The 23,684-nt window shown below is 45.3% G+C and carries 33 protein-coding genes; 30 read left to right on the top strand and 3 right to left on the bottom strand.

Going from position 1 to position 23,684, the window contains the following annotated elements; translation table 11 throughout:
• Window positions 1-3 precede the first annotated feature (3 nt).
• The 9 genes from ADA01nite_RS11110 (at window position 4) to ADA01nite_RS11150 (ending at window position 12,468) form a co-directional block, all read left to right on the top strand.
• Entirely contained in the window at window positions 4-1,758 is a 1,755-nt protein-coding gene (locus ADA01nite_RS11110) for a cache domain-containing sensor histidine kinase (RefSeq protein WP_146810039.1), read from the top strand.
• A complete protein-coding gene (locus ADA01nite_RS11115; protein WP_170230238.1) occupies window positions 1,733-3,304 on the top strand; it encodes a response regulator transcription factor in 1,572 nt (523 codons plus the stop codon). Before ADA01nite_RS11110 ends, ADA01nite_RS11115 begins: the two co-directional genes overlap by 26 nt.
• A 292-nt stretch (window positions 3,305-3,596) precedes the next feature.
• A complete protein-coding gene (locus ADA01nite_RS11120) occupies window positions 3,597-4,631 on the top strand; it encodes a zinc-dependent alcohol dehydrogenase (RefSeq protein WP_146810041.1) in 1,035 nt (344 codons plus the stop codon).
• Window positions 4,632-4,680: 49 nt separating this feature from the next.
• Window positions 4,681-5,853, top strand: coding sequence for a zinc-binding dehydrogenase (locus tag ADA01nite_RS11125; protein ID WP_146810042.1), 1,173 nt, complete (start codon window positions 4,681-4,683; stop codon window positions 5,851-5,853).
• 24 nt (window positions 5,854-5,877) lie between these two features.
• On the top strand, window positions 5,878-7,314 hold the full coding sequence (locus ADA01nite_RS11130; protein WP_146810043.1) for an aldehyde dehydrogenase family protein: 1,437 nt from the start codon (window positions 5,878-5,880) through the stop codon (window positions 7,312-7,314).
• Window positions 7,315-7,406: 92 nt separating this feature from the next.
• Window positions 7,407-8,543 carry a sugar ABC transporter substrate-binding protein gene (locus tag ADA01nite_RS11135; RefSeq protein ID WP_146810044.1) on the top strand — a complete coding sequence of 379 codons (1,137 nt, stop codon included), beginning with the start codon at window positions 7,407-7,409 and terminating at the stop codon, window positions 8,541-8,543.
• 73 nt (window positions 8,544-8,616) lie between these two features.
• The gene (locus tag ADA01nite_RS11140; RefSeq protein WP_218029551.1) at window positions 8,617-10,125 is read left to right on the top strand and encodes a sugar ABC transporter ATP-binding protein; all 1,509 of its coding nucleotides are present in this window, start codon (window positions 8,617-8,619) and stop codon (window positions 10,123-10,125) included.
• Complete coding sequence (locus ADA01nite_RS11145) at window positions 10,122-11,120, top strand: ABC transporter permease (RefSeq protein ID WP_146810046.1); 999 nt, start codon at window positions 10,122-10,124, stop codon at window positions 11,118-11,120. The genes ADA01nite_RS11140 and ADA01nite_RS11145 overlap by 4 nt, the downstream gene beginning before the upstream one ends.
• Window positions 11,121-11,415: 295 nt before the next feature.
• Window positions 11,416-12,468, top strand: a complete 1,053-nt coding sequence (locus ADA01nite_RS11150; protein ID WP_146810047.1) for an S-layer homology domain-containing protein — start codon at window positions 11,416-11,418, stop codon at window positions 12,466-12,468.
• A 102-nt stretch (window positions 12,469-12,570) separates the two neighbouring features.
• Here the strand turns inward: ADA01nite_RS11150 and ADA01nite_RS11155 are convergent, their stop codons facing one another.
• Window positions 12,571-12,939 (bottom strand): GIY-YIG nuclease family protein, encoded by a 369-nt coding sequence (locus ADA01nite_RS11155; protein ID WP_146810048.1) that lies wholly within the window; start codon window positions 12,937-12,939, stop codon window positions 12,571-12,573.
• 18 nt (window positions 12,940-12,957) lie between these two features.
• Window positions 12,958-13,722 carry a DUF2087 domain-containing protein gene (locus ADA01nite_RS11160; protein ID WP_146810049.1) on the bottom strand — a complete coding sequence of 255 codons (765 nt, stop codon included), beginning with the start codon at window positions 13,720-13,722 and terminating at the stop codon, window positions 12,958-12,960.
• A gap of 161 nt (window positions 13,723-13,883) precedes the next feature.
• On the opposite strand from ADA01nite_RS11160, the gene ADA01nite_RS22050 reads away from it, so the two are divergent.
• Both ADA01nite_RS22050 and ADA01nite_RS11165 read left to right on the top strand, forming a co-directional pair.
• Window positions 13,884-14,057 (top strand): hypothetical protein, encoded by a 174-nt coding sequence (locus tag ADA01nite_RS22050; protein ID WP_170230239.1) that lies wholly within the window; start codon window positions 13,884-13,886, stop codon window positions 14,055-14,057.
• Between the two features lie 37 nt (window positions 14,058-14,094).
• Entirely contained in the window at window positions 14,095-14,388 is a 294-nt protein-coding gene (locus tag ADA01nite_RS11165; RefSeq protein WP_146810050.1) for a hypothetical protein, read from the top strand.
• A gap of 57 nt (window positions 14,389-14,445) precedes the next feature.
• Here the strand turns inward: ADA01nite_RS11165 and ADA01nite_RS22055 are convergent, their stop codons facing one another.
• Window positions 14,446-14,601, bottom strand: coding sequence for a hypothetical protein (locus ADA01nite_RS22055; RefSeq protein ID WP_170230240.1), 156 nt, complete (start codon window positions 14,599-14,601; stop codon window positions 14,446-14,448).
• A 435-nt stretch (window positions 14,602-15,036) separates the two neighbouring features.
• Here ADA01nite_RS22055 and rpsJ point away from each other — a divergent pair, with 435 nt between their 5' ends.
• The 19 genes from rpsJ to rpsE all read left to right on the top strand — a co-directional run bounded on the left by rpsJ (window position 15,037) and on the right by rpsE (window position 23,672).
• Complete coding sequence (gene rpsJ, locus ADA01nite_RS11170) at window positions 15,037-15,345, top strand: 30S ribosomal protein S10 (RefSeq protein ID WP_040305031.1); 309 nt, start codon at window positions 15,037-15,039, stop codon at window positions 15,343-15,345.
• A 90-nt stretch (window positions 15,346-15,435) separates the two neighbouring features.
• Window positions 15,436-16,068: a 50S ribosomal protein L3 gene (gene rplC / locus ADA01nite_RS11175; RefSeq protein WP_146810051.1), complete on the top strand. Its 633-nt coding sequence runs from the start codon at window positions 15,436-15,438 to the stop codon at window positions 16,066-16,068.
• A gap of 20 nt (window positions 16,069-16,088) precedes the next feature.
• Entirely contained in the window at window positions 16,089-16,712 is a 624-nt protein-coding gene (rplD, locus tag ADA01nite_RS11180) for a 50S ribosomal protein L4 (RefSeq protein WP_146810052.1), read from the top strand.
• Entirely contained in the window at window positions 16,712-17,002 is a 291-nt protein-coding gene (gene rplW / locus ADA01nite_RS11185) for a 50S ribosomal protein L23 (RefSeq protein WP_146810053.1), read from the top strand. The genes rplD and rplW overlap by 1 nt, the downstream gene beginning before the upstream one ends.
• Window positions 17,003-17,033: 31 nt before the next feature.
• Window positions 17,034-17,864, top strand: coding sequence for a 50S ribosomal protein L2 (rplB, locus tag ADA01nite_RS11190; protein ID WP_146810054.1), 831 nt, complete (start codon window positions 17,034-17,036; stop codon window positions 17,862-17,864).
• Between the two features lie 61 nt (window positions 17,865-17,925).
• Entirely contained in the window at window positions 17,926-18,204 is a 279-nt protein-coding gene (gene rpsS / locus ADA01nite_RS11195; protein ID WP_146810055.1) for a 30S ribosomal protein S19, read from the top strand.
• Between the two features lie 34 nt (window positions 18,205-18,238).
• A complete protein-coding gene (gene rplV, locus ADA01nite_RS11200; RefSeq protein WP_146810056.1) occupies window positions 18,239-18,571 on the top strand; it encodes a 50S ribosomal protein L22 in 333 nt (110 codons plus the stop codon).
• A 13-nt stretch (window positions 18,572-18,584) separates the two neighbouring features.
• Complete coding sequence (rpsC, locus tag ADA01nite_RS11205; RefSeq protein WP_146810057.1) at window positions 18,585-19,247, top strand: 30S ribosomal protein S3; 663 nt, start codon at window positions 18,585-18,587, stop codon at window positions 19,245-19,247.
• Between the two features lie 2 nt (window positions 19,248-19,249).
• Window positions 19,250-19,684 (top strand): 50S ribosomal protein L16, encoded by a 435-nt coding sequence (gene rplP / locus ADA01nite_RS11210; RefSeq protein WP_146810058.1) that lies wholly within the window; start codon window positions 19,250-19,252, stop codon window positions 19,682-19,684.
• Window positions 19,674-19,871: a 50S ribosomal protein L29 gene (gene rpmC, locus ADA01nite_RS11215; RefSeq protein ID WP_146810059.1), complete on the top strand. Its 198-nt coding sequence runs from the start codon at window positions 19,674-19,676 to the stop codon at window positions 19,869-19,871. The genes rplP and rpmC overlap by 11 nt, the downstream gene beginning before the upstream one ends.
• 24 nt (window positions 19,872-19,895) lie before the next feature.
• On the top strand, window positions 19,896-20,162 hold the full coding sequence (gene rpsQ, locus ADA01nite_RS11220; RefSeq protein WP_146810060.1) for a 30S ribosomal protein S17: 267 nt from the start codon (window positions 19,896-19,898) through the stop codon (window positions 20,160-20,162).
• Between the two features lie 43 nt (window positions 20,163-20,205).
• The gene (rplN, locus tag ADA01nite_RS11225; RefSeq protein WP_146810061.1) at window positions 20,206-20,574 is read left to right on the top strand and encodes a 50S ribosomal protein L14; all 369 of its coding nucleotides are present in this window, start codon (window positions 20,206-20,208) and stop codon (window positions 20,572-20,574) included.
• 63 nt (window positions 20,575-20,637) lie between these two features.
• A complete protein-coding gene (rplX, locus tag ADA01nite_RS11230) occupies window positions 20,638-20,949 on the top strand; it encodes a 50S ribosomal protein L24 (protein ID WP_146810089.1) in 312 nt (103 codons plus the stop codon).
• A gap of 25 nt (window positions 20,950-20,974) precedes the next feature.
• Window positions 20,975-21,517: a 50S ribosomal protein L5 gene (rplE, locus tag ADA01nite_RS11235; RefSeq protein ID WP_146810062.1), complete on the top strand. Its 543-nt coding sequence runs from the start codon at window positions 20,975-20,977 to the stop codon at window positions 21,515-21,517.
• Window positions 21,518-21,550: 33 nt separating this feature from the next.
• Window positions 21,551-21,736, top strand: a complete 186-nt coding sequence (locus ADA01nite_RS11240) for a type Z 30S ribosomal protein S14 (RefSeq protein ID WP_040305028.1) — start codon at window positions 21,551-21,553, stop codon at window positions 21,734-21,736.
• Between the two features lie 29 nt (window positions 21,737-21,765).
• Window positions 21,766-22,164, top strand: a complete 399-nt coding sequence (gene rpsH / locus ADA01nite_RS11245; protein WP_146810063.1) for a 30S ribosomal protein S8 — start codon at window positions 21,766-21,768, stop codon at window positions 22,162-22,164.
• Window positions 22,165-22,194: 30 nt separating this feature from the next.
• Window positions 22,195-22,734, top strand: a complete 540-nt coding sequence (gene rplF / locus ADA01nite_RS11250; RefSeq protein WP_146810064.1) for a 50S ribosomal protein L6 — start codon at window positions 22,195-22,197, stop codon at window positions 22,732-22,734.
• Window positions 22,735-22,769: 35 nt separating this feature from the next.
• A complete protein-coding gene (gene rplR / locus ADA01nite_RS11255) occupies window positions 22,770-23,138 on the top strand; it encodes a 50S ribosomal protein L18 (protein ID WP_146810065.1) in 369 nt (122 codons plus the stop codon).
• 36 nt (window positions 23,139-23,174) lie between these two features.
• Window positions 23,175-23,672, top strand: a complete 498-nt coding sequence (rpsE, locus tag ADA01nite_RS11260) for a 30S ribosomal protein S5 (protein ID WP_146810066.1) — start codon at window positions 23,175-23,177, stop codon at window positions 23,670-23,672.
• Window positions 23,673-23,684: the final 12 nt, after the last annotated feature.

Here is a 23,684-nt window from a genome sequence, read left to right on the forward strand (position 1 = left end):
AGAATGAAAACAATCAAGATTCGCCTGCTCTTTTATTTTATCCTCACCAGCTTTCTTCCCATTCTCATGGTTGGATTCATTCCCTACCAAAAATCTTCAGAAGTTGTACGAACACAGATGCTCGAATTTGCCCAAAGTGCAGTGAATCAGCTTAACGAAAATATCAGCTATCATCTGAAAGAAATGGAGCTGATGTCACGTATAGTATATTACCAATCCATACCGGTACTACGCGGTGAGAAGACAGATGCATTAAGTGAAAATAAAAGCGATCCGATTGAATTTAATAAATTCCTGGCCGCACTAAAAAATAATCGGACGTTCATTGATGAGATCCATGTAATCAACGGTGATAAGGTATATACAACGGCAGTAAAACTTGATACAGACATCCTTGCCCGGAAGGAATGGTATACAAGTGCACTGGAAAAAACAGATGAAAAAATATGGGTCGGACCGCATGAAAGCGATTACTCTATTAATAAACCAAAAACATATGAAGTAATCACGCTCATCTATCCATTTAAGCCTGTTCAATCCGGTAAAACCGCTTTAATCATGATTGAAATGAAACGCGAAAAGCTTGATGAACTATTCGGCAGCCCGAATTTAAAAAGTTTAGGAAAGCTTCTTCTTATTGATAAATATGGAACGGTTATTTATAGCCCGGATCGGTCATTGATTCTTCCCGCACAAACAGGGGAAAAACAATACATTACCAACACCAATCTGATTAGAAGCTTAAACAAGGATAACAGTTTCGTATACGATATTAATTTTTTCAGCGGCTGGAAAGTAGGCGCTTTCATCCCGAACGAAAAACTTGAAAAAAGCTTTGATTCAATTAGAGAAACCGTTTTCATTTTGTTGGTCATTTTCTTTGCCACCTCAACATTTTTGGGTCTCACATTATCGAATCATTTTACCAGGCCGCTCCAGCGCCTGCAGCGTGATATGAAGCAAATTGAAAACGGTAATTTCCATATTCGTTCACATATTCAGACCGATGATGAAATCGGTGATTTAAGCCGCAGCTTTAACCGGATGGTTGAGGAAATTGAACTTCTTATTCAAAAGATCTCGGAGAACGAACAAAAGAAGAAGCAGGTTGAAATGAAGGCACTCCAGTATCAAATTAATCCACACTTTCTGTATAATACGCTAAATTCTGTACAATGGCTGGCCAAGCTGCATAAAGTTCCGCATATCGGCGATATGGTAACCGCTCTGATAAAGTTGTTGCGCGCAAGCTTAAACACGAAAACCTATTTGCATATGCTTGAAGAGGAATTAGAAATCCTCTCCTACTACATGAAGATTCAACGATATCGCTTCGGAGATAATTTTCGCACCGAATATAACATTGACCCGACTTTATTAAAAGCGGTTGTTCCGCGGTTCATTTTACAGCCTCTAGTAGAAAATTCATTTTTTCACGCATTCTCTGACGGAGAAGGAACGATTTCTATTCGGGCGACACGAATCGGAGATATAGTGAAAATTGAAGTGGGAGACAACGGCCGCGGTATGTCAGAAGAACAGGTCGTCAATATTCTTTGCCCGGAAAAAAAGAAGAAAACATCAAGCGGAATCGGAGTGAAGAACGTGGATGATAAAATTAAGCACTATTTCGGTGCTAATTACGGTCTGTCGATTACCAGCAAGGAGAATGAGGGAACAACTGTTACCATTCGGCTGCCTTACCAGCTTAAAGACAGGGAGGATGTACATTATGCTCAAAGTATTAATAGTCGATGATGAATTGATTGTCAGAAAAGGACTTCGTGCATATGTGAATTGGAAGGCATATGATATGGAAGTCGTCTCGGAAGCGGCGAACGGGGAACAGGCTCTCGAGATCATCAATCAACAGCCCATCGAGCTTGTCATTACTGATATCCGTATGCCTCTCGTTGACGGAATCGAGCTTACGCGTGCGGTGAAAGAGAACTATCCCCATATCACGGTTATCCTGTTAACTTGCTATGATGACTTTTCACTTGTCAAAGAGGCGCTTGATATTGGAGCTTCCGGGTATGTGCTTAAAACAGAGCTGGAAGACGGAAGCTTCGAAAGTATACTTAAGAAAACAAGCAAGGAATGGAAGAAGCGGCAGAAAGAAGGAGAATATTATAAAAGATTGGAAAAAGAAGCCGAAAACTCCCGTTTGTTGCTGCGTGAGAAGCAAGTTCAATCTATGCTTGAAGATCCGTCTTCTTCTATACCTGATGAGCTTGATTGGATCGAAAACGGTTTTGTTGGAATTTATTTTGAATTTTTATGCTCCCCAAATTCATTTGTCGAAGTAGAAAAGCAATTTTATGCAATCGCTTCCAAGGATAAAGGGGTTTTTCTGCCGCTTGATGATTACAGGGCAATCGGGTTATTTGCCAGAGAAAAAGAATACAGCGAAATGAAACGAACGACATATGAGCAGGAGCAATGCAGGAAGCTTTTTGGTAAAATAACAAAAATAGCGGGAGAAATAAATATATATTATTGCGCGTCTTCAACCAATGATAAAGCAGGACACGTTTTGCGGTCATTAAAGGAGAAAGGAGCCTACCATACATTCTATAATGAATTCGGCCATTTGCTTGATGTTCATAGCATACCGCAACAGGGCATAAGCGACCCTTTTGCAAAAATGGACTGGCAGGAACTTCGACAGCTTACATTGATGCGCGATTGGGCAAGAATCAAGGATATTTGTGATGAATTATTTTCGCATCTTGCCATTGAAAAGCCGCCTGTAGAAGACGTAAAAAAAGTGGTGCTTGAAATCATTCTGATTATTACACACGGCTTGCAAACCAACAGCAATTTGCTGACTCTGACATGGGGAAGCAACCGTTTTGATAATATTGAGCTGGCAAAGAAAAAGCGGACATACAAGCAACTCATCGAGTGGTTATATGAAGGAATAAATGAGCTTGAAGACAGCCGCTCTGTTTTTATTGGTGGAATCAATAGTGTGATTAGCAAAGCGATTTCATATATGGAAAGAAATTATATGCTTGAGATTACTCTTGAAGATGTGGCGGAACACGTCGGATTAAGCAAAAGCTATTTCAGTTCGCGGTTTAAAAAGATAACGGGGGAGAATTTTATTGATTATTTAATTTCGCTACGAATTAAAAAAGCAAAGCAACTGCTGCAGGAAACAGACTTGAAGATATTGGAGGTGGCAGAAAAAGTAGGGTTTAATGATCCGAGATATTTTGCAAAACTTTTTAAACGTTTTGAAGGAGTTGGCCCTAAACAGTTTCAGGAAAGCGTACACCTGTATGATGCATATAAATAAGGATTCGAGACGCAAAGCCGCTCTATTTCCATAGGGCGGCTTCCTATTTTTATAGACGGTCATTTGCCTTATAGTAATAAAATCCCCTTTAATCGAAATATTTTCCTCCTCTTATCACCTCTTTTTATCTGGTTGTTTGAAGAACATAAAAATCACCACCAAAAGCTAAATATATTAAATTTTTGGAATTATAAATCCAATCTATCATTTGTATAGGGTCAAGCAGCAAAGCAGAAAGGAGTGAGAGCATATAGAAACAATCAAGGCAGCGGTCATTACAGGGAAGAAAGCGGTGAGCATTCAACTTTTTGATAAACCAAAACTGCGGGATGATGAATTGCTGGTGAAAGTTGAAATGTGCGGAATTTGTGGCTCTGACCAACATATTTTTCAGGGGGATTGGGGAGAGCCTTACCCTCTTATACCGGGACACGAATTCGTTGGTACGGTTGCTGAAGCAGGCTCAAAAGCATGTCAGAAGCATGGTATACAGGTAGGCGACAAAGTGGCTGTTGAGATGATCATTCCGTGCAACACATGTTATTGGTGCCGCAAGGGACTCTATAACCTCTGCATCAAGGATAGGGAACAGGGCATGCAGTATGGCTGTAATATCAGCTGTGAAAGAGAGGGGCGATTATACGGCGGCTGGTCGGAGTACCTGTATGTTCCGGCGAATGCCATCGTACACCGGATTCCGGACCATGTTCCATGGGAGAGGGCTGTGTTAATCGAGCCGCTTGCTGTTACCGTTCGGGCAGTAAACTTAACGCCGCCCAAAATTGGAGACACGGTTGTAGTTGTAGGATCGGGAACGATCGGGTTGTTGACCGTTGTCGCTGTCCGGGCTGCAGGGGCCGGTAAGGTGATTCTTGTGGGAACACGAACGGAAAGATTAGCGCTCGGAAAGGAGCTTGGTGCTGACGCTGTGGTTGACTTTCGACTGGAAGATGCGGGCTCCTTCATCATGGAGCACACAGACGGAATCGGTGCCGACCTCGTATTCGAAACCGCGGGAACGCCTGCCGCGCAGGCGGACAGTCTCAACTACGCACGACCCGGCGGGGTGGTCAACTACATTGGATTAACCGGCAGAAAAACGGTTTCGATTGATACCGACTGGCAAATGACTTTCAAAGAGTTAACGCTGCAGACCTCTTTCTTAAGTGCTCACAGCTATCAGGGGGCAATCAAATTAATTGCTGACGGACAATATCCGGTTGAGAAATTAATTACCCATCGTTTTCCGCTTGAACAGGTAGAGGAAGCGATTGCCTGTTCGGCGGATCGTGCAACAAAAGCATTAAAAGTAGTTTTACTCCCGTAAGAAGCGATTTCACGTTTGTAAAAAATATTTTGAAAAAGGAGGAAGAAACATGGCTTTGTTTTCAAAAGCGGCCGTGCTGAACGGTATAGAAGGAGAATTTACAATTGAAGAGTATAAGGTACCGGAACCGAAACGGGGAGAGTTCATTCTTCGCACGGAAGCCGCCGGGGTGTGCGGCACGGATGTCCACATTTATTACGGTCATCTGAATACGGTAGAGTATCCGACGATTATGGGGCATGAATTTTGCGGCATCATTGAAAAATTAGGGGCAGACGTAACCGAAGACAGCAACGGTCGCCCGGTTAAAGAAGGAGATCGTGTTGTTATCGTACCCGGTGTCAGTTGTAACGAATGCTATTACTGCAAAATTTTGAAAACGCCTACACGGTGCGCAAATATAAGAGCATACGGATTTATGCCAAACGATGAAAACAACAGGCTTTCCGGAGGCTTTGGTCAATATGTCCATATTCAATATCAGGGAACATCCTTTTTCAAGACGGAACTTGATCCGCATATCGCAGTATTAACAGAGCCGCTTTCCATATGCATTCACGGATTCCAGCGTGCCGGAGGTGTCCGCTTTGGAAGCACGGTTCTTGTTCAGGGAACAGGAGCCATTGGCCTTGGCGCCATTGCTTTTGCAAAACGTTCCGGTGCAGCTAAAGTCATCGCGGTCGGCGGGCCGAAACGGCGTCTCCAGCTGGCTCGCGAGATGGGAGCAGACATCGTTATCGATATTGAAGACGTACGTGACCCGGCTGAGCGTATTAAGCTTGTTAAAAGTGAGACAAAGGGCGGCCGTGGCCCTGATATGGTCGTAGAATGTACGGGCTTTCCGTCCTCGGTACCGGAAGGGCTTGCCTACCTGCGTGACAGCGGCTCCTATGTAGAGCTTGGACATTTTACGGATGTAGGTTCGGCTGAAATTAATCCGCACTGGCATATGCTGCGAAATAACGCAGATATTCACGGTGTCTGGGGCAGTGATGTGGAACATATGGAAATGACACTAAACATTTTAGAACGCATGGAGCTCCCCTACGAGAAACTCGTTACACATCAGTTAGCGCTGGATCGAGTTGAGGATGCGATTCTCGCCATGAGCAAGAAAGCATATAAGCTGGATGACAAAGAGGAAATCATTAAAGCAACCATTGATCCATGGGAAGCACTGGCGAAGGGTACTGTTGTTAAGGACAAATACTCGCTTGCCTAATCAATCTTAGAGGAGGAATACGGCATGGAAATGATCATTAACAAGAAAAAACGAAGTGCTTCTAACGGTAAAATTATTGAAGTGCGAAATATGGCGACCATGGAAGTGATCGATACAACGCCGGCCGCCACCGTGCAAGACGCACAGGAAGCGCTTGAGGCAGCCAGACAGGGGGCTGAGGTTTGGGCAGCGACGCCAGTATACAAACGCGTTCAATGTATTCGAAACTTTCTTGAAAAAATGAAAGAGCGCAAGGAAGAGCTGGCGCGGTTGCTGAGCATGGAAAACGGAAAAATACTGGCACAGGCCAGAGCTGAGCTTGATGCAGCCGCAGGTATCTTCGAAGGTTTTGCAGAGGAATCAAAACGGCTTTTCGGTCAAACGATTCCTCTTGAAATCCAGGAAGGATTAGAAAAAGACTTAATGATTACAAAGCGCGAACCGCTCGGTGTTATTGTCGGCATTCTTCCGTTTAACTTTCCTGCCGAGCTGTTTGCCCATAAAGTAGGCTCGGCGTTAGCGGCCGGCAATGCCATTATTATTAAGGCACCGGAGGACGATCCGCTGACGGTCATTCGTATGACCGAAATGCTGCATGAGGCAGGCGTTCCCGGTAACGTCCTGCAAATTATAACAGGGTACGGGGAAGAAGTGGGCGATTATCTGGCGAAAAGTCCGCTGGTGAATGCGGTGAGTTTTACAGGAAGTACAGAGACAGGTATCCATATTGCAGGCAACGGCGCCAAAAACCTGTCACGGGTTTTCCTTGAACTTGGCGGAAATGACGCCATGATTATTTGTGAAGATGCCGACATTGATGCGGCGGTTCAGGATGCCGTTGACGGTCGTTTGCTGGCAAACGGACAGGTTTGCTGCGCAACAAAACGGATTCTGCTTCATGAATCGGTGCATGACGAATTCCGGGACAAGCTTGTCGCGACTCTTTCAACAAAACGGTTAGGGAACCAATTGGATGAAGCGACGGACGTCGGACCGCTTGTCAGCGAGGAAGCCGCGATGCGTGTAGAAGAGCAAATCCAATATACGGTGAGTCAAGGCGCTACCCTTATTTTAGGTGGAAAACGCGTAAATAGTACATTTATTGAACCGACTGTTCTCGAAGGCGTTACAAGAGATATGGACGTAGCAAAAGATATGGAGATTTTCGGGCCTGTATTTCCGCTTATTTCCTTCTCTTCCTATGAGGAAGCCATTGAAATATCAAATCAATCCATGTACGGGCTAAACGGAGCTATTTATACAAGAGATGTCTACAAGGCTATTGATGCCGGAAACAGGATCCAGGCAGGTATTGTGTCTGTTAACGGTGGTAATTGCTACCGCCCGATGTGCAGTGCATTCGGCGGATACAAAAAGAGCGGCATTGGCAGGGAAGGCACCGCTTATACGCTTGAAGAAGTTACCCAGATTAAGAGTATTGTATTGCGTGGAGTGATGTAATCCAGACGGATATAATAAGCGATGGGAAATTAGGGGGAACGAAAATTCCCCCGGATGTTTCTTGCTTTTTAAAAAGAGAAAGGGGTTATTGTATGCGTTCAATAAAAAAAGCAGGGTTTTTATTTAGCACGCTTCTTATCGCGTTATCTTTGATCGTTGCCGGATGCGGAAACAACAGCGGACAGCCGGCGAACGCGGGAGCATCTGAATCGAATGACGCAGGAAAAGCCAACGAAGAAAAATCAGGAAGAAAATTGATAGCGCTTGCACATAAAAGTCTAAACTATTATGCGTTTGTCGCCATGCAGGAGGCGGCAAAGCGGAAAGCACAAGAATACGGTTATGAATTTGAAGCATCCGTAGCGGATTTTGATTCGGCAAAACAAACCAATCAGTTCATCAACTTCATTACGAAGAAACCTGCCGCAATCATTACGGATCCAAACGATAGCGAAGGACTTATTACCGCAATTAATCAGGCAAAAACAGCCGGTATACCGGTCGGCGTTTTTGATACTCCGACGACAGGAGGAGATGTAGCCTTTACCGTTGCTTTCGACAACTTTAAGGCAGGACAAATGGCAGCGGAAGAAATTGTGAAACGCTTAAAAGAAAAGTACGGCGAACCGAAGGGAACGGTTCTTAACGCATATGGAGCCATGTCCAGCTCAGCATGGCGTGCGCGTAAAACAGGGTTTGATGAAGTCATGAAAAAGTATCCGAATATACAGTATCTCGCCATGCCGGCAGAAGGTGATATGCGAAAGACGCAGGATGTAGCGTTGAATGCAATGGCTAAATACGGCAACCTCGACGCCGTACACGCACCGAGTGATAACCCGGCTATGGGATTGTATGAAGCATTAAAACAAAAAAATAAGCTTAAGAAAGTAGGAGAAGATGGGCACGTCATTTTTGTAACGATTGATGCTGAACCCATCGCACTTCAGCGCATCAAGGAGGGCTGGTACGATGCAACCATAAACCAGGATTGTGTAGCCTATGGGGAGATTGTTATTGATATGCTGCACAATTATTCGCTTCAAGGAAAGGAAGTACCGCTTGAAACATATAAGAACGAGAAATATTTCTGGAAAGAAGCCAAGATTGTAAAAGGTGACAGCGGACCGCACATGATTATCGATCCGTATGTCATCGATAGCAGTAATGTAGACAATGACTCCCACTGGGGCAACGTTGCCTGGAACGAGTATAATCTTCGTTACTAAATCTGGAGAAAGGGAAGGGAGATGTCTTTCTTCCCTTTCTGTATCTTGCAAAGTGAATAAAGGAGGGATTGACTTGCTGTTGGAAATTGACCATGTAAGTAAATGCTACGGCACTAAAACGGTGTTGGACGGGGTCAGTATGAACCTGAAAAAAGGAGAAATTCATGCGCTTTTGGGAAAAAACGGAGCAGGCAAAACAACTCTCGTTAAAAGCATTTCCGGTGTTACAACAGATTATGACGGCACTATCCGCTTTGAAGGCAAGTCCATCGATCATCTTACTGTGTTAGAGCGGCAGAAGATTGGAATTTATGTCGTCCCTCAACACGCTTCCGTTATTCCTGAATTTACGGTTGCAGAGAACATTTTCATCGGAGATTGGCCCAGAAAGAAAAACGGCTTCGTTGACTGGAATCATATTTATATATATGCAAAAGAAGCGCTGGACAAATATGGAGTATCTTTTTCGCCGCGGCAAAAAGTAAAAGATTTGTCTCTTGTTGATCAGCGTAAGCTTAATATCGTGCGCGCATTGTTTAGTAATGCGAAACTTATTATTCTGGATGAACCGACAACGGCACTATCAGCAGAAGAAAGAGACGGTTTGTTTGAATTTGTCATTGACCTGGCAAAACAGGGAACAAGTTTTATTTTTATATCGCACTATATCGAAGAAGTATTACGCCTTAGTGACAGGTATACTGTATTGCGCGACGGAAAATCTTATACCGGCTTTTCCAGGGGAGAGGTCGATGAGCGACAGTTATCCAATCTAATCGTCGGGGAAGATGTGGAACTTTGTGTTCGCGAGCGACCTGAAGTGCTTGCTAGAGCGCCAATCGCTCTTCAGTGCAGCAGGATAAAGGCACGCGGACTTACAGATGTTTCGTTTCATCTTGCAAAAGGGGAAATCCTTGGTCTTATCGGTTTTCCGGGTTCAGGTGCCCGTGAGATATGTCGGGCATTGGCCGGACTGAATCCAATTGAATCAGGAGAAATACGCTTGCATGGTAAAAAACTGAGGAATCCCAGGCGTCCTGATGAAGCGCTTGCGCAAAAAATCGTCTATGTTTCATATGACCGTCATGCAGAGGGAATTGTGCCTGATTTGCCGATAAGGGAGAATATCAGCCTGCCCATCCTAAAAAGCAAATTGGCTTCTCTATTTGGATTTGTGAATGAACGTAAAGAAATAGAAAATGCACAACAATATTTTTCAACACTAAATATTAAGGCACATTCTATCTATGAAGAAGTAGGGAATCTGAGCGGGGGAAATCAACAAAAAGTAGTCATCTCCAAAGCGCTGAGCACACAGCCGGACGTACTTATTATTGATGAGCCTACCGTAGGTATTGATGTAAAGAGCCGCGAAGAAATATTATCGCTGATTAACGAGTTGACCGATACAGGATTGAGTGTTCTTTATCTAACCAATGATTATAATGAACTGTTGCGTGTAGCTGATCGCCTGTTGTTTTTTGCGAATGGAACCATTGCAAGAGAAGAAATCAATACCGGACTAACACCGGAAGAAGTGATACAAATGCGTGATTCTGCAGAGGAGGAAGTAGCTTCATGAGTGTAAAAGAAGGAACAACCAACCAGGTGGTACAACCGATTAAGCTAAAGCAGCCAGGCCAGGGATATGCCCGGCTGTTTGCCGACAATATCGTCTGGTTTCTGCTTGTGCTTGGCCTTTTCATTATGGGCCTTATTGATTCCGCGTTTTTCTCCCAGGTTATCCTGCAAAATATTCTTGTGCAGACAGCCGTATTGGGGATTTTAACGGCAGGGATTGCCCATGTTCTCATTATCGGAGAAATCGATTTATCAATCACGGGTGTGTTAGCTTTTAGCGCCGGCCTTGGTACTACGCTAATGAATAATGGGCTGCCATGGTTTCTCGCAGTTCTGGTTATTGTCCTTTTTGGTCTGTTGATTGGGACAGTGAATGGTATTCTTGTCGCTAAGTTAAAAGCAGCAGCCTTGATTGAGACACTGGCTATGGGTTTGGTTTTACAAGGAGGATTGATGGCATTAACTCAGGGGCGATCCATCGTGAATTTCCCGGAAGCTTTCACGTGGATTGGTCAGGGTTCTGTTTTCGGACTCCCGATATTACCGATTCCGTTCCTGATTGTCTATCTGATTATCTACTTTATATGGAAGAAAACTGTTTTCGGTCGCAGTCTGTTTGCAACAGGGGGGAATTCCACCAGTGCATATGTCAGCGGGATTAATGTAGACCGAATCAAGATTTATGCCTTTATGATTTCAGGAGGACTTGCCGGTTTTTCTGGATATCTGCTTGCCGCATATATGGGAGCGGTCACCATGACGTTTGGTCAGGATTTAATGATGTACACACTTGCTGCTGCGGTTATCGGCGGTGTCAGCTTAACGGGTGGCAAGGGGAAAATTTCCGGCGTACTCGGCGGTGTACTGCTTCTTACTGTTATTCAAACCGGACTGCAGATTCTCGGCATTTCATCCTATTTTGTAACAATGGTTGGTGGCATGATGATCTTCATAGCCGTAATTGTTGATGCATTGAAGACGAAATATATCCGATGATAGCGGATAACATAGGCGGGCTTTCTCTTATAAAAAGAGGGAGCCCTTTATCTATATGTAGTTGTAAATCATAATGGTCTTTATGACATCTCTGCCGCTTTTTCCTATGCTATTTACCTAGTACATATATTGCGCAGGTAGCAGGAGTAACCGCTTTAAAAATGTGTATGAAGATGCATATATGTTCTGCGCTTATTCATTTACACTATTTACATATTTTTTTTGCGAAACTTTCGTATGAAAAGTATCGTCTAATAGGGGTCAACGTAGAATTCACAGCAAAAGGGGAAAAAAGATGAAAGTATTAAAGGTTATCGGTGCTCTGCTGCTAAGTCTGTCGCTTACCACACCTGTACTGGGAGAAGAGGCGCTTCCGACCGAGCCGATTGATTATTACTTTCCAATGGATATTGACGGTCATTGGGCTCAACATGAACTGTACGATATGGTATATGCCGATGTTGTGAAAGGGTACGACGAGAAAAACGGAAATGTAACACTGCGTCCGAACAACCAGATTAGCCGTGCGGAATTTGCGGCACTGCTTGTACGCGCGCTCGATTTACAACCGGGCGGACAGTCGAAATCTTTCTCTGACGTCAAAGCGAACCAGTGGTTCTATAAAGAAGTCAGCACCGCCGCTTCACTTGGCATCGTTAGCGGGATGACGGAGACCACGTTTGAGCCGAATGCCAAAATTCAACGCGATCAGATTGCTTCCATGCTTGTGCGGGCATTCGAGAAAACCGTGTCGTTTGAGGGGACAGCAAAAGCGTTTAAAGATGTAAAAAACTATTGGGGTAAACCATATATCGATAAAGCGAGCGCGGCCGGCATGATTAACGGCAAGAGCGCCACCGAGTTTAAGCCGGTTGATCGCGCGACCCGTGCGGAAGCGTTGAAGATGCTTCACAGCGCCCTCCACCTTGAACAAAGCGCTCCAGCTTCGGATGAGGAATTGAGCAACACATTTCTGAATGCGGAACGGGAAACACTAGCGGCGTTAAGCGAGGGAGATTTCGATAAAGCGTCCGCGCTGAATAAGCAATATTACACCGGTTTTGACCGCGCGCTCGGTGACGTAGCCATTGACATGCTGAAAGATATCAGCGCAGAGGGTGAATCAATACATATGGGGCTGACCGGTGATATTAAAGTGGACATCACCGGCAAGTGGGATCGCTTCGCAGAGCTGTATGTAAGCAACGGTACGTATGAAATTAACGTAGCGGGCGAGACGGATAAGGAGACGCTGGAAGGCCCGGTTTTCCTGAAGAAAGAGAAGGACGGAAAGTGGAGAGTGTATTATTCTGACACGGGATCCGTCGCAGATAGCCTAATAGAATAAAGAAGGAACAGACGCGACGCATTTATCTCTCGCCCTTTTCCGGGCAATTTCCTGGTTAAACGCTTGTTTAACTTTATTCCCGGCAACGCCCGCGAGTTTTTCTTACAGATAGCCTTTATTTCCGCAGGGTTGAAGCCGGTTTATCCAGGCTTCTTCCCTGTTTTTCAGAAGGTCGCGATATTTTTCAAGAACTGTAAAATTCTCTACGGTCTCTTCTTCCGGCTTAATGTATTCCAGCACCTCGAAAGTGAAGTTCTCTTCTCCATACTCTTTCCATTCCTGCTGAAGGGTTTTGTTGTAATGCATTCCCATATTTAGCCCAAACCAGTGACGGTTTTTAATCCCTTCCAGATTCAAGCTGCTTCCGATGAGGATTTTACCGTTCGCTTGATTCTTTATTTGATAGACGCCCATTGGCCTGTGTGTTTGTTTATACTGCAATTTAGCTTCCTTTCGTTTTTGCTTCTCCATTTTCCTTTTCTCCTTCATTTAGAATTTGACCCAGTAGGCGCTGCAATCCGGATAGCGGTCCATAAAGCCGTATTCAATCAGATAGCGCCTGATTGTCACATAGTCAGGATAAATCTGTTTCAGTATCTCGTTTACTTCTTTCTCGGTGTAATGCCGGTTCAATTCGAATCGTTTGGCGATGTGCTTAAGGATCGCCACTTTTCTTTTCTCCTTTTTCGGAAATTCGGACAGTGGACCGTTTTCCCCCTGTGTGAAGTACCTCTGAAGTATCGCCTTGTTTTCCTCTTCGGTAATGGCGAAGCGTTCATCCACCATGGCAGCGCTGCGTGGAATAGAGATGAATTTATTCGGTTTCGCCGTTTTTTCCCCGACTAATTCGGTAATTGCCAGCAGGATTTTGGCCTGTTTGGCTTTCTCTCTCAGTGTGAAACGGTGATTGCGAATGGTGGATGTACTGCCGCCGTCCAGTTCTTTGACGATTTCATTGTCGCTTAGTCCTTCATAGAAATAGCGGACGATTGTTTTCTGGTGTTCGGTGAGCCCGGTCAGTTTTTTATCCAGCCCGATTAGGAAGTCGAACATAGAGGTGTGCTCATGTGTGATGTGCAGACGAGCAAATCTCTCCGCGTCGTAGAGCGCGTTTTCATGCGGATAGATGACGCCACGGGTAAATCTTCGGCCGCAGATGAGACAGATATACTGTTCAGACGCTTCTTCGTAAATATATCCCCGCTTCATCTCTTCCAGTGATGCATTCCAGAAAAGTTCGGAAACTTCTCGCATATAAAGACATATCCTCTCTTTGTTTATTTTATTTATAGATATCATAGCATTTCGTTTGCTTTTTTTCAAATATTTTCATTGAAATTTTATAAACAGAGCCACATAATGTCGGTGTAAACATAGACAAAAATTAAAAATGTTTAGAAAGAAAGGTGAATGGCATGAGAAAGGAAAGACGGGTAATAGAATCGGCATGCAATGAGCGACTTCCGGTATGTGCGCAGGACACGTTTAACTATATGGCAAGCTATTTCTTCTCTAACTATCAAATCCAGTACGTATTGAAACTGGAGGAAGAGTGGATGAATCAGTCTGCATACCGCCGCGGTATTTGAGATGCTTGGGAGCATGTGCTTCGGTGATGTACTTACGATGTTTCGGGGATTGCGGCACCAGGCTGTGGCTCAAGGGCTGGCGTCTCCTTATTTATCAAACTTCGGTGAGGTCAGCAAGACCGAGCTCAAGTTTCAGGAAACTGAGGTGGCCGATGCTTATATGGTGCCGCCGATTATGTTTTCCCCGGGTTTTATGCCGGGAGCGAGCGCATACAGAGAGACGCTTACTCTCATGGTCGGTGTGTATGAATCGACAGTGGAGGCAGAGACGGTAGAAACTTTCTTAAATAGAATAGCGAATGAGCTTCGTAATGTAGACTGTAGCGGGTGATTGCTGCGCTCGTTGCCTTGATTGATGATAAGCGGTATACCCAGTTGAAATTATTTCTTATTGTCGGTTATCCTTGATGCCACTGTCGCGCTGGTTTATTTCATCCTGCTCGATTTCGTTCACTAAATTGGTGGTGTAAGGCGTTTTCTCCATTTGATTTATCAATGTGTGCACATCCTGCACGTCCTGCTTCTTCTTATTCTTCTGTGCCATTGTTTTCATCTCCTCGAATCGGAATGGCGCGGTAAAAACCCGCGTGTTCCTTCTTAACGTGCAGCAACACACGACAGTTTATACATTGAATGAATTGTCTGATTGAATGCGATATACTGCTTAGGCAGATTCACGGAATTTCGGATGCGCTGGCAGAGGCGTAGCTGGCCCAAAAAAGTTAAATATAAAATCTTGCATTTTAATTTGGTATACGATAGAATATTCAGGGTCTGAGTCATTACATAAAGAATGATGAAGATAAAGAAAAACCTTGCATTCAGCCTATATTTTCGATATAATGTTGAATGTTGGTTTGATGAACGCGATGACGCGGGAGGTTGCTGACACACCAGGCTCCGATGCCATGGCCTGGGGTCGGGTTTTTCCGCTGAGAATTGTCTGTTTATCAAAATAGGCGACAAAGGAGGGACTAAAATGGCAAAACAAAAAATTCGTATCCGCTTGAAAGCATACGATCACAGAATTCTTGATCAGTCCGCAGAGAAGATTGTTGACACTGCGAAGCGTTCCGGTGCAGAGGTGTCTGGCCCAATTCCGCTTCCGACTGAGCGTAATGTCTTCACGATTTTGCGTGCGGTACACAAATACAAGGATTCCCGTGAACAGTTTGAGATGCGCACACACAAGCGCCTGATCGACATTGTGAACCCGACACCGCAAACGGTTGATTCGCTGATGCGTCTGGACCTGCCGTCCGGTGTTGATATCGAAATCAAACTGTAAGGTTTGACGACAAACCAACAATGTTATAGCGATTATATAATGAACGGAAATAAATACATGAATTTGATTACTCAATAGGAGGTGGCTATCATGACCAAAGGAATCTTAGGTAGAAAAATTGGGATGACCCAGGTTTTTACTGCTGAAGGTATCGTAGTTCCAGTAACTGTTATCGAAGCAGGTCCTTGCGTGGTTCTTCAAAAGAAGGATCAAACGACTGATGGATATGAAGCAATTCAAATTGGTTTCGCTGACAAGAAAGAAGTGCGTGCCAACAAGCCTGAAAAAGGCCATGCAGCAAAAGCTAACACAACGCCTAAGCGCTTCATTCGTGAACTTCGTAATGTTGATTTGGCAGGGTACGAAGTTGGTCAAGAATTAAAAGCTGATATTTTTGCAGAGGGAGACATTGTTGACGTAACCGGCACATCAAAAGGTAAAGGATTTGCTGGTGCTATCAAGCGTCACGGCCAATCTCGCGGACCGATGGCTCACGGTTCCCGTTACCATCGTCGTCCTGGTTCCATGGGCTCTATCGCAGCTAACCGTGTACTGAAAGGTAAAGCATTGCCTGGACGTATGGGCGGAGAGAAAGTTACGGTTCAAAACCTTGAAGTGGTTTCTGTTGATGCAGACCGCAACTTGCTGTTAATTAAAGGTGCTATTCCGGGACCTAAAAATAGCTTCGTAGTTGTAAAAACTGCCGTTAAAGGCAGCAAATAAGCAAGAAAGGAGGACTCGCAATGCCTAAAGTAACACTTTTCAATCAAGATGGCTCTCAAGTAGGTGAAATCGAACTGTCCGATGCGGTATTCGGTATCGAGCCGAACGAGGCAGTGCTTGCCGATGCAGTTATCATGCAACAGGCTTCCCGTCGTGCAGGTACGCACGCTGTAAAAAACCGTTCCGCAGTAAGCGGTGGTGGTCGTAAGCCTTGGAAACAAAAAGGAACAGGACGCGCTCGTCAAGGTAGCATTCGCTCCCCTCAATGGGTAGGCGGCGGTGTGGTTTTCGGACCGACTCCTCGCAGCTACGCTTACAAGCTTCCTAAAAAAGTTCGTCGCCTGGCGATTAAATCTGCTCTGTCTTCTAAAGTGCAGAACGAAGAGATTCTGGTATTGGATGCCCTGAATTTCGACGCACCGAAGACAAAAGAAATGGTAAAAGTGCTCGGAAATCTGAAAGTGGACAACAAAGTGCTTGTTGTTACAGGTGAATACAATGACAATGTGGCGCTGTCCGCTCGCAACATTCCTGGCGTGAAATTCGTTCCCGCTAACGGAATCAATGTTCTTGATGTTCTGCATCACGACAAGTTGCTGATTACGAAGGATGCAGTCGCAAAAGTTGAGGAGGTGCTTGCATAATGAAAGATCCTCGCGATATTATCAAGCGCCCGGTTATTACCGAACGTACTGCTGACATGATGGCCAGCAACAAATACGTATTCGAAGTTGATTTACGTGCAAACAAAACGGAAATCAAAGATGCGATTCAGCGCATTTTCGATGTGAAAGTTGTAAACGTAAATACAATGCGTGTTAAAGGTAAGCCGAAGCGCGTAGGTAAATTCTTTGGACGTCGTTCTGACTGGAAAAAAGCGATCGTTCAGCTGAGTGAAGATAGCAAAGCTCTTGAGTTCTTTGAAGGTGTTTAATTCGTAAGACAGAGCGAAGGAGGGAAAACAAATGGCAATTAAAAAGTATAAACCGACTTCTCCTGGTCGCCGTCAAATGACTGTGTCTACTTTTGAAGAGATTACAACTTCCAAGCCGGAAAAATCTCTGCTTGCGCCGAAAAACAAAAAAGCTGGACGCAACAACCAAGGTAAAATCACGGTTCGTCATCACGGTGGCGGTCATAAGCAGAAGTATCGTATCATTGACTTCAAACGTAACAAAGACGGTATTCCAGGTCGTGTTGCTACAATCGAGTACGATCCGAACCGTTCCGCAAATATCGCGCTGATTAACTACGTTGATGGTGAGAAGCGCTACATCCTGGCTCCGAATGGTCTGCAAGTAGGCATGACTGTTGTATCCGGTCCGGATGCTGATATCAAAGTAGGTAACGCACTGCCGCTGGCTAACATCCCGGTAGGTACGGTTATCCACAATATCGAATTAAAAGCAGGCAAAGGCGGCCAGCTCGTTCGTTCCGCTGGTGCTGAAGCTCAATTGCTTGGCCGCGATGGTGACTATGTAATCGTTCGTCTGGCTTCCGGCGAGACTCGTATGATTCGCAAAGAGTGCCGCGCAACCATCGGTCAAGTTGGTAACTTAGAACATGAACTTATCAACATCGGTAAAGCAGGTCGTTCCCGCTGGTTAGGCAAGCGCCCGACAGTCCGCGGTTCTGTAATGAACCCGAACGATCACCCGCACGGTGGTGGTGAAGGTCGCGCTCCGATCGGTCGCAGCGGTCCGCTCACTCCTTGGGGCAAACCGACGCTTGGTGCGAAGACTCGCAAGAAAAACAAACAATCCAGCAAGTATATTATCCGCAGCCGCAAGAAGTAATGCTGCTTAACAAGGTGCGGTTGCAGGGCACCGCACTTCTATTACGAAGGGAGGTTCATTCATGGGACGCAGCTTAAAAAAGGGACCTTTTGTTGATGATCATTTAATGAAAAAGGTCGAAGAGCAAAACGCAAAAGGCGACAAAAAAGTAATCAAAACTTGGTCTCGTCGCTCTACAATCTTCCCGGATTTCGTCGGTCACACATTCGCGGTGTACGATGGCCGCAAGCACGTACCTGTATATGTAACCGAAGATATGGTCGGACACAAACTCGGAGAATTCGCTCCGACTCGTACTTTTAAAGGTCACGTTGATGCCGACAAGAAAACAAGAAGATAATGGATACGTCCAAGTAAGAGAGGGGGTTACTTAAATGGAAGCGAAAGCGGTAGCTCGTTATGTCCGGATTGCTCCTCGCAAAATGCGTCTGGTAGTTGACTTAATCCGTGGTAAGCAAGTAGGTGAAGCGATTGCGATTTTAAAGCACACGCCGAAAGCAGCATCTCCGGTTATTGAGAAAGTATTACTGTCAGCTGTTGCGAATGCTGAGCACAACATGAATTTAGATGCTAATAACCTGGTTGTTAGCAAGGTATTTGTCGACGAAGGTCCGACACTGAAACGTTTCCGTCCTCGTGCAATGGGTCGTGCGAGCCGGATCAATAAGCGTACAAGTCACGTAACGGTAATTTTATCCGAGAAATAAGGAGGGATAGCGAGTGGGTCAGAAAGTTAACCCGGTAGGACTTCGGGTTGGCATTATCCGCGACTGGGAATCCAAGTGGTTCGCAGAGAAAGATTATGCTAATCTGTTACACGAAGATCTAAAGGTCCGTGAATATGTTAAAACCCAGTTGAAAGACGCTTCTGTTTCTACTATTGAAATTGAGCGTGCGGCCAACCGTTTAAATGTTACTATCCACACTGCTAAGCCAGGTATGGTTATTGGTAAAGGTGGTAGCGAAGTAGAAAAGCTTCGTAAAGCACTGTCTACTCTAACAGGCAAAAGAGTGCATATCAACATCAATGAAATTAAAAATCCTGATATGGATGCAACCCTTGTTGCGCAAAGCATCGCGCGTCAATTGGAAAACCGTATTTCCTTCCGTCGTGCGCAGAAGCAATCTCTGCAGCGTACAATGCGTGCAGGCGCTCAGGGTATCAAAACAATGGTAAGCGGACGTCTTGGCGGCGCGGATATCGCCCGTTCTGAAGGATACAGTGAAGGTACGGTTCCGCTGCACACATTGCGTGCTGACATTGATTACGGTACAGCTGAAGCCGATACTACGTACGGCAAAATCGGCGTTAAAGTATGGATTTATCGCGGAGAAGTTCTTCCTCAGGCGAAGAAGAGAACTGAAGAGGAAGGAGGCCAATAATCATGTTGATCCCTAAACGCGTAAAACACCGCAAACAACATCGCGGAAAAATGAGAGGGCAAGCAAAAGGCGGCACTCAGGTAACGTTCGGTGAATATGGCCTTCAAGCTTTGGAAGCCTCTTGGGTAACAAACCGTCAAATCGAAGCCGCTCGTATTGCGATGACTCGTTACATCAAACGCGGCGGTAAAGTATGGATTAAAATTTTCCCAGACAAACCGGTTACTGCGAAGCCGCTTGAAGTACGGATGGGTTCCGGTAAAGGTTCAGTTGAGAGCTGGGTAGCAATCGTAAAACCCGGAAAAGTAATGTTTGAGCTGGCTGGTGTACCTGAAGAGGTCGCTCGTGAAGCAATGCGTCTGGCCATGCACAAGCTTCCGGTTAAATGTAAGTTTGTAAAACGGGAAGAATTGGGTGGTGACGCAAATGAAAGCTAATGAAATTCGCAACCTAACCACTGCCGAAATTGAACAAAAAGTAACTTCTATGAAAGAAGAACTTTTTAACCTCCGTTTTCAATTAGCGACTGGTCAATTAGACAACCCTGCACGTATCCGTCAAGTGCGTAAAGATATCGCAAGAGCAAAAACGATTCTGCGTGAACGTGAATTAGGCATTAGCTAATAGATTAGAGAGGAGGTCGCAAACATGGCAGAAGAACGCAATGCACGTAAAGTTGTTCTTGGTCGAGTTGTTTCCGACAAAATGGACAAAACAATCGTTGTTCTGGTCGAAACATACAAAAAGCACCCGCTGTACGGAAAGCGTGTGAAATACTCCAAGAAATTTAAAGCTCATGATGAGCAAAATACTGCAAAAATCGGCGATCTGGTAAAAATCATGGAAACTCGTCCGCTGTCCAAAGACAAGCGCTTCAGACTGGTTGAAGTGGTTGAGAAAGCCGTTATTATCTAATTTAAATTGAACGTTTAGGTACATCTGAAGGGAGGGACTCTCCGTGATCCAAACTCAAACTCGTTTGCGTGTAGCCGATAACTCCGGTGCAAAAGAATTAATGTGCATTAAAGTATTAGGCGGTTCCGGCCGTAAATTTGCTAACATTGGTGACGTTGTTGTTTGTTCGGTGAAACAAGCAACACCCGGCGGCGTTGTTAAGAAGGGCGACGTAGTAAAGGCTGTTATCGTGCGTTCTAAGAGTGGTTCTCGCCGTAAAGACGGTTCTTACATCCGTTTCGACGAAAACGCAGCGGTTATCGTTCGTGATGACAAAAGCCCGCGCGGAACTCGTATTTTCGGACCGGTTGCCCGGGAACTTCGTGACAAAGACTTCATGAAGATCGTTTCTCTGGCTCCTGAAGTACTGTAAATCCTGCTTACAAAGGTATTAAGTTAAACATAAGGAGGTGCCGTCATGTCCGAACAAAAGAAACTGCACGTGAAATCCGGTGACAACGTTGTTGTTATCAGCGGTAAAGATAAAGGCAAAAAAGGTCGCATTCTCGCTGCTTACCCGAAAACAGGCCGTGTGCTTGTAGAAGGCGTAAACATGGTGAAGAAACACACGCGTCCGAATGCCAACAACCCGCAGGGCGGTATCGTTACGCAAGAAGCTCCGATTCACGCTTCCAACGTAATGATCGTAGACCCGAAAACGGGCGAGCCGACTCGTATCGGTTCCAAAGTTGTGGACGGAAAGAAAGTACGCATTGCAAAAAAATCTGGCGAAGTATTGGATAAGTAGTCAGGTCGGAAAGGAGGTCATCTAAATGGCTGCAAGAATGTTAGAGCAATATAAAGAAAAAATTTCTCCTGCGTTAATGCAGAAGTTCGGATATAAGTCTATTATGCAGGTTCCGAAAATCGAGAAAGTCGTTATTAACATGGGTCTGGGTGATGCAGTTTCCAACCCGAAAATTCTGGACAGCGCGGTTCGTGACCTGGAGGCAATCGCAGGTCAGAAGCCGGTTATCACTCGCGCGAAGAAGTCTATCGCCGGTTTCCGTCTTCGTGAAGGTATGCCGATCGGTGCGAAAGTGACGCTGCGCGGTGAGCGTATGTATCACTTCCTGGACAAATTATTCAACATCTCTCTTCCTCGTGTACGTGACTTCCGTGGTATCTCCAACAAGGCGTTCGACGGTCGTGGAAACTACACACTGGGATTGAAAGAGCAATTGATCTTCCCGGAAATCGAGTACGATAAAGTAGACGCTATCCGCGGAATGGACATCGTAATCGTAACGACAGCACAAACGGACGAAGAAGGCCGCGAACTGTTAACACAATTGGGCGCTCCTTTCGCCAAGTAATTTCGGATTCCTATACGACAAGGAGGGAAACACGTGGCTAAAAAATCAATGATCGTGAAACAGCAACGTAAGCCGAAGTTTAAAGTGCAGGCCTACACACGCTGCGAACGTTGTGGTCGTCCGCACTCTGTGTATCGCAAATTTAAACTTTGCCGCATTTGTATTCGCGACTTAGCATACCAAGGCCAATTGCCTGGAGTGAAGAAAGCAAGCTGGTAATCCCGCAAAATGGGAAGGAGGTTAAACATATGGTAATGACAGATCCAATTGCAGATATGCTTACTCGCATTCGCAATGCCAACATGGTGCGTCATGAGAAGCTGGAAGTACCTGCTTCCAAAATCAAGCACGCAATCGCGAACCTGCTGAAAGAAGAAGGCTTCATCCGTGACGTAGAATATGTAGAAGATAACAAACAAGGCATTCTTCGTCTTTTTCTGAAATATGGTGCGGACAACGAACGTGTAATCAATGGTCTGAAGCGCATCAGTAAGCCTGGCCTGCGCGTATACGCCGGCAAAGACGAAATTCCTCGTGTTTTGGGCGGATTGGGAATCGCTATTCTTTCTACGTCTAAAGGCGTAATGACTGACAAACAAGCTCGCCAGCAACAGGTGGGCGGCGAAGTAATAGCATACATTTGGTAATACATTCGACAACGAATGGAGGTGTAACGAATGTCCCGTATTGGTAAAAAACCGATCGCTATTCCTGATGGAGTAGAGGTAAAACTTGATGGCACAGTACTGACTGTAAAGGGGCCGAAGGGTACCCTGACTCGTACGCTTCACAATGAAGTGAATGTGAAAGTGGAAGGTAACGAAATCATCGTTGAGCGCCCTTCTGATCATAAACTGCACCGCGCATTGCACGGTACAACTCGCAGTATTATCGCCAACATGGTAGAAGGTGTAACGAACGGATTTGCTAAAACACTGGAACTGGTTGGTGTAGGTTACCGTGCTGCTAAGAGCGGCAGCAACCTGACTCTGAGCGTTGGATACTCTCACCCAGTTGAAATCACTCCGGAAGAAGGCATTGAATTCGAAGTTCCGGCTCAAACGCAAATCGTCGTTAAAGGTATCGACAAAGAGCGCGTAGGTCAAGTGGCTTCTGAAATTCGTGCGGTACGTAAGCCTGAACCTTACAAAGGTAAAGGTATTCGCTACCAGGGCGAGCGCGTACGTCGTAAAGAAGGTAAAACTGGTAAGAAGTAATCGCTAAGGCGTATGTAAGAAAGGAGTGACATAACGTGATCTCGAAACAAGATAAAAACAAAGCACGGAAGAAAAGACACTTGCGTGTTCGTAAGAAAATTTCCGGTACGGCTCAAGTTCCCCGTTTGAACGTATACCGTTCTTCCAATCATATTTATGCTCAACTCATCGACGACGTAGCGGGCGTAACGATCGCTTCTGCTTCTACTCTTGATCCTGAGCTGAAAGGTCAAATAAGCCATGGAGGAAACCAGGAAGCCGCTGCGAAAGTCGGCGAACTGATCGCGAAACGCAGTGTCGAAAAAGGCATAAAAGAAGTCGTGTTCGACCGCGGTGGATATCTGTATCACGGACGTATTAAAACTCTTGCAGAAGCTGCACGCGAAGCGGGTCTGCAATTCTAATTGAACGAAATTCCTTACACAAGGAGGGAAAACTTCATGCGTATTGACGCTTCGAACCTGGAGCTGGAAGAGAAAGTAGTCGCCATTAACCGCGTTGCGAAGGTTGTTAAAGGTGGACGCCGTTTCAGCTTCAGCGCTCTAGTAGTCGTTGGCGACAAGAACGGACACGTAGGCTGCGGCATGGGTAAAGCCCAAGAGGTACCGGACGCGATCCGTAAAGCCATCGAAGATGCAAAGAAAAACCTGATTAAAGTTCCGCTCGTAGGAACAACTCTGCCTCACGAAGTAAATGGACGCTTCGGTGCCGGTAAAGTATTCATGAAGCCTGCTGCAGAAGGTACCGGAGTTATCGCCGGTGGCCCGGTTCGTGCGGTGCTCGAGCTTGCTGGTGTAGGCGATGTATTAAGTAAGTCTCTGGGCTCTAACAATCCGATTAACATGGTTCACGCTACGTTAGAAGGTTTAAGTCGCCTGAAAACTGCCGACCAAGTTGCAAAACTGCGCGGTAAAACTGCGGAAGAGCTTTTAGGTTAGGAGGGACTTAGA

The sequence above is a fragment of the Aneurinibacillus danicus genome, assembly GCF_007991215.1.
In the GTDB taxonomy this organism is placed as follows: Bacteria; Bacillota; Bacilli; order Aneurinibacillales; family Aneurinibacillaceae; genus Aneurinibacillus; species Aneurinibacillus danicus.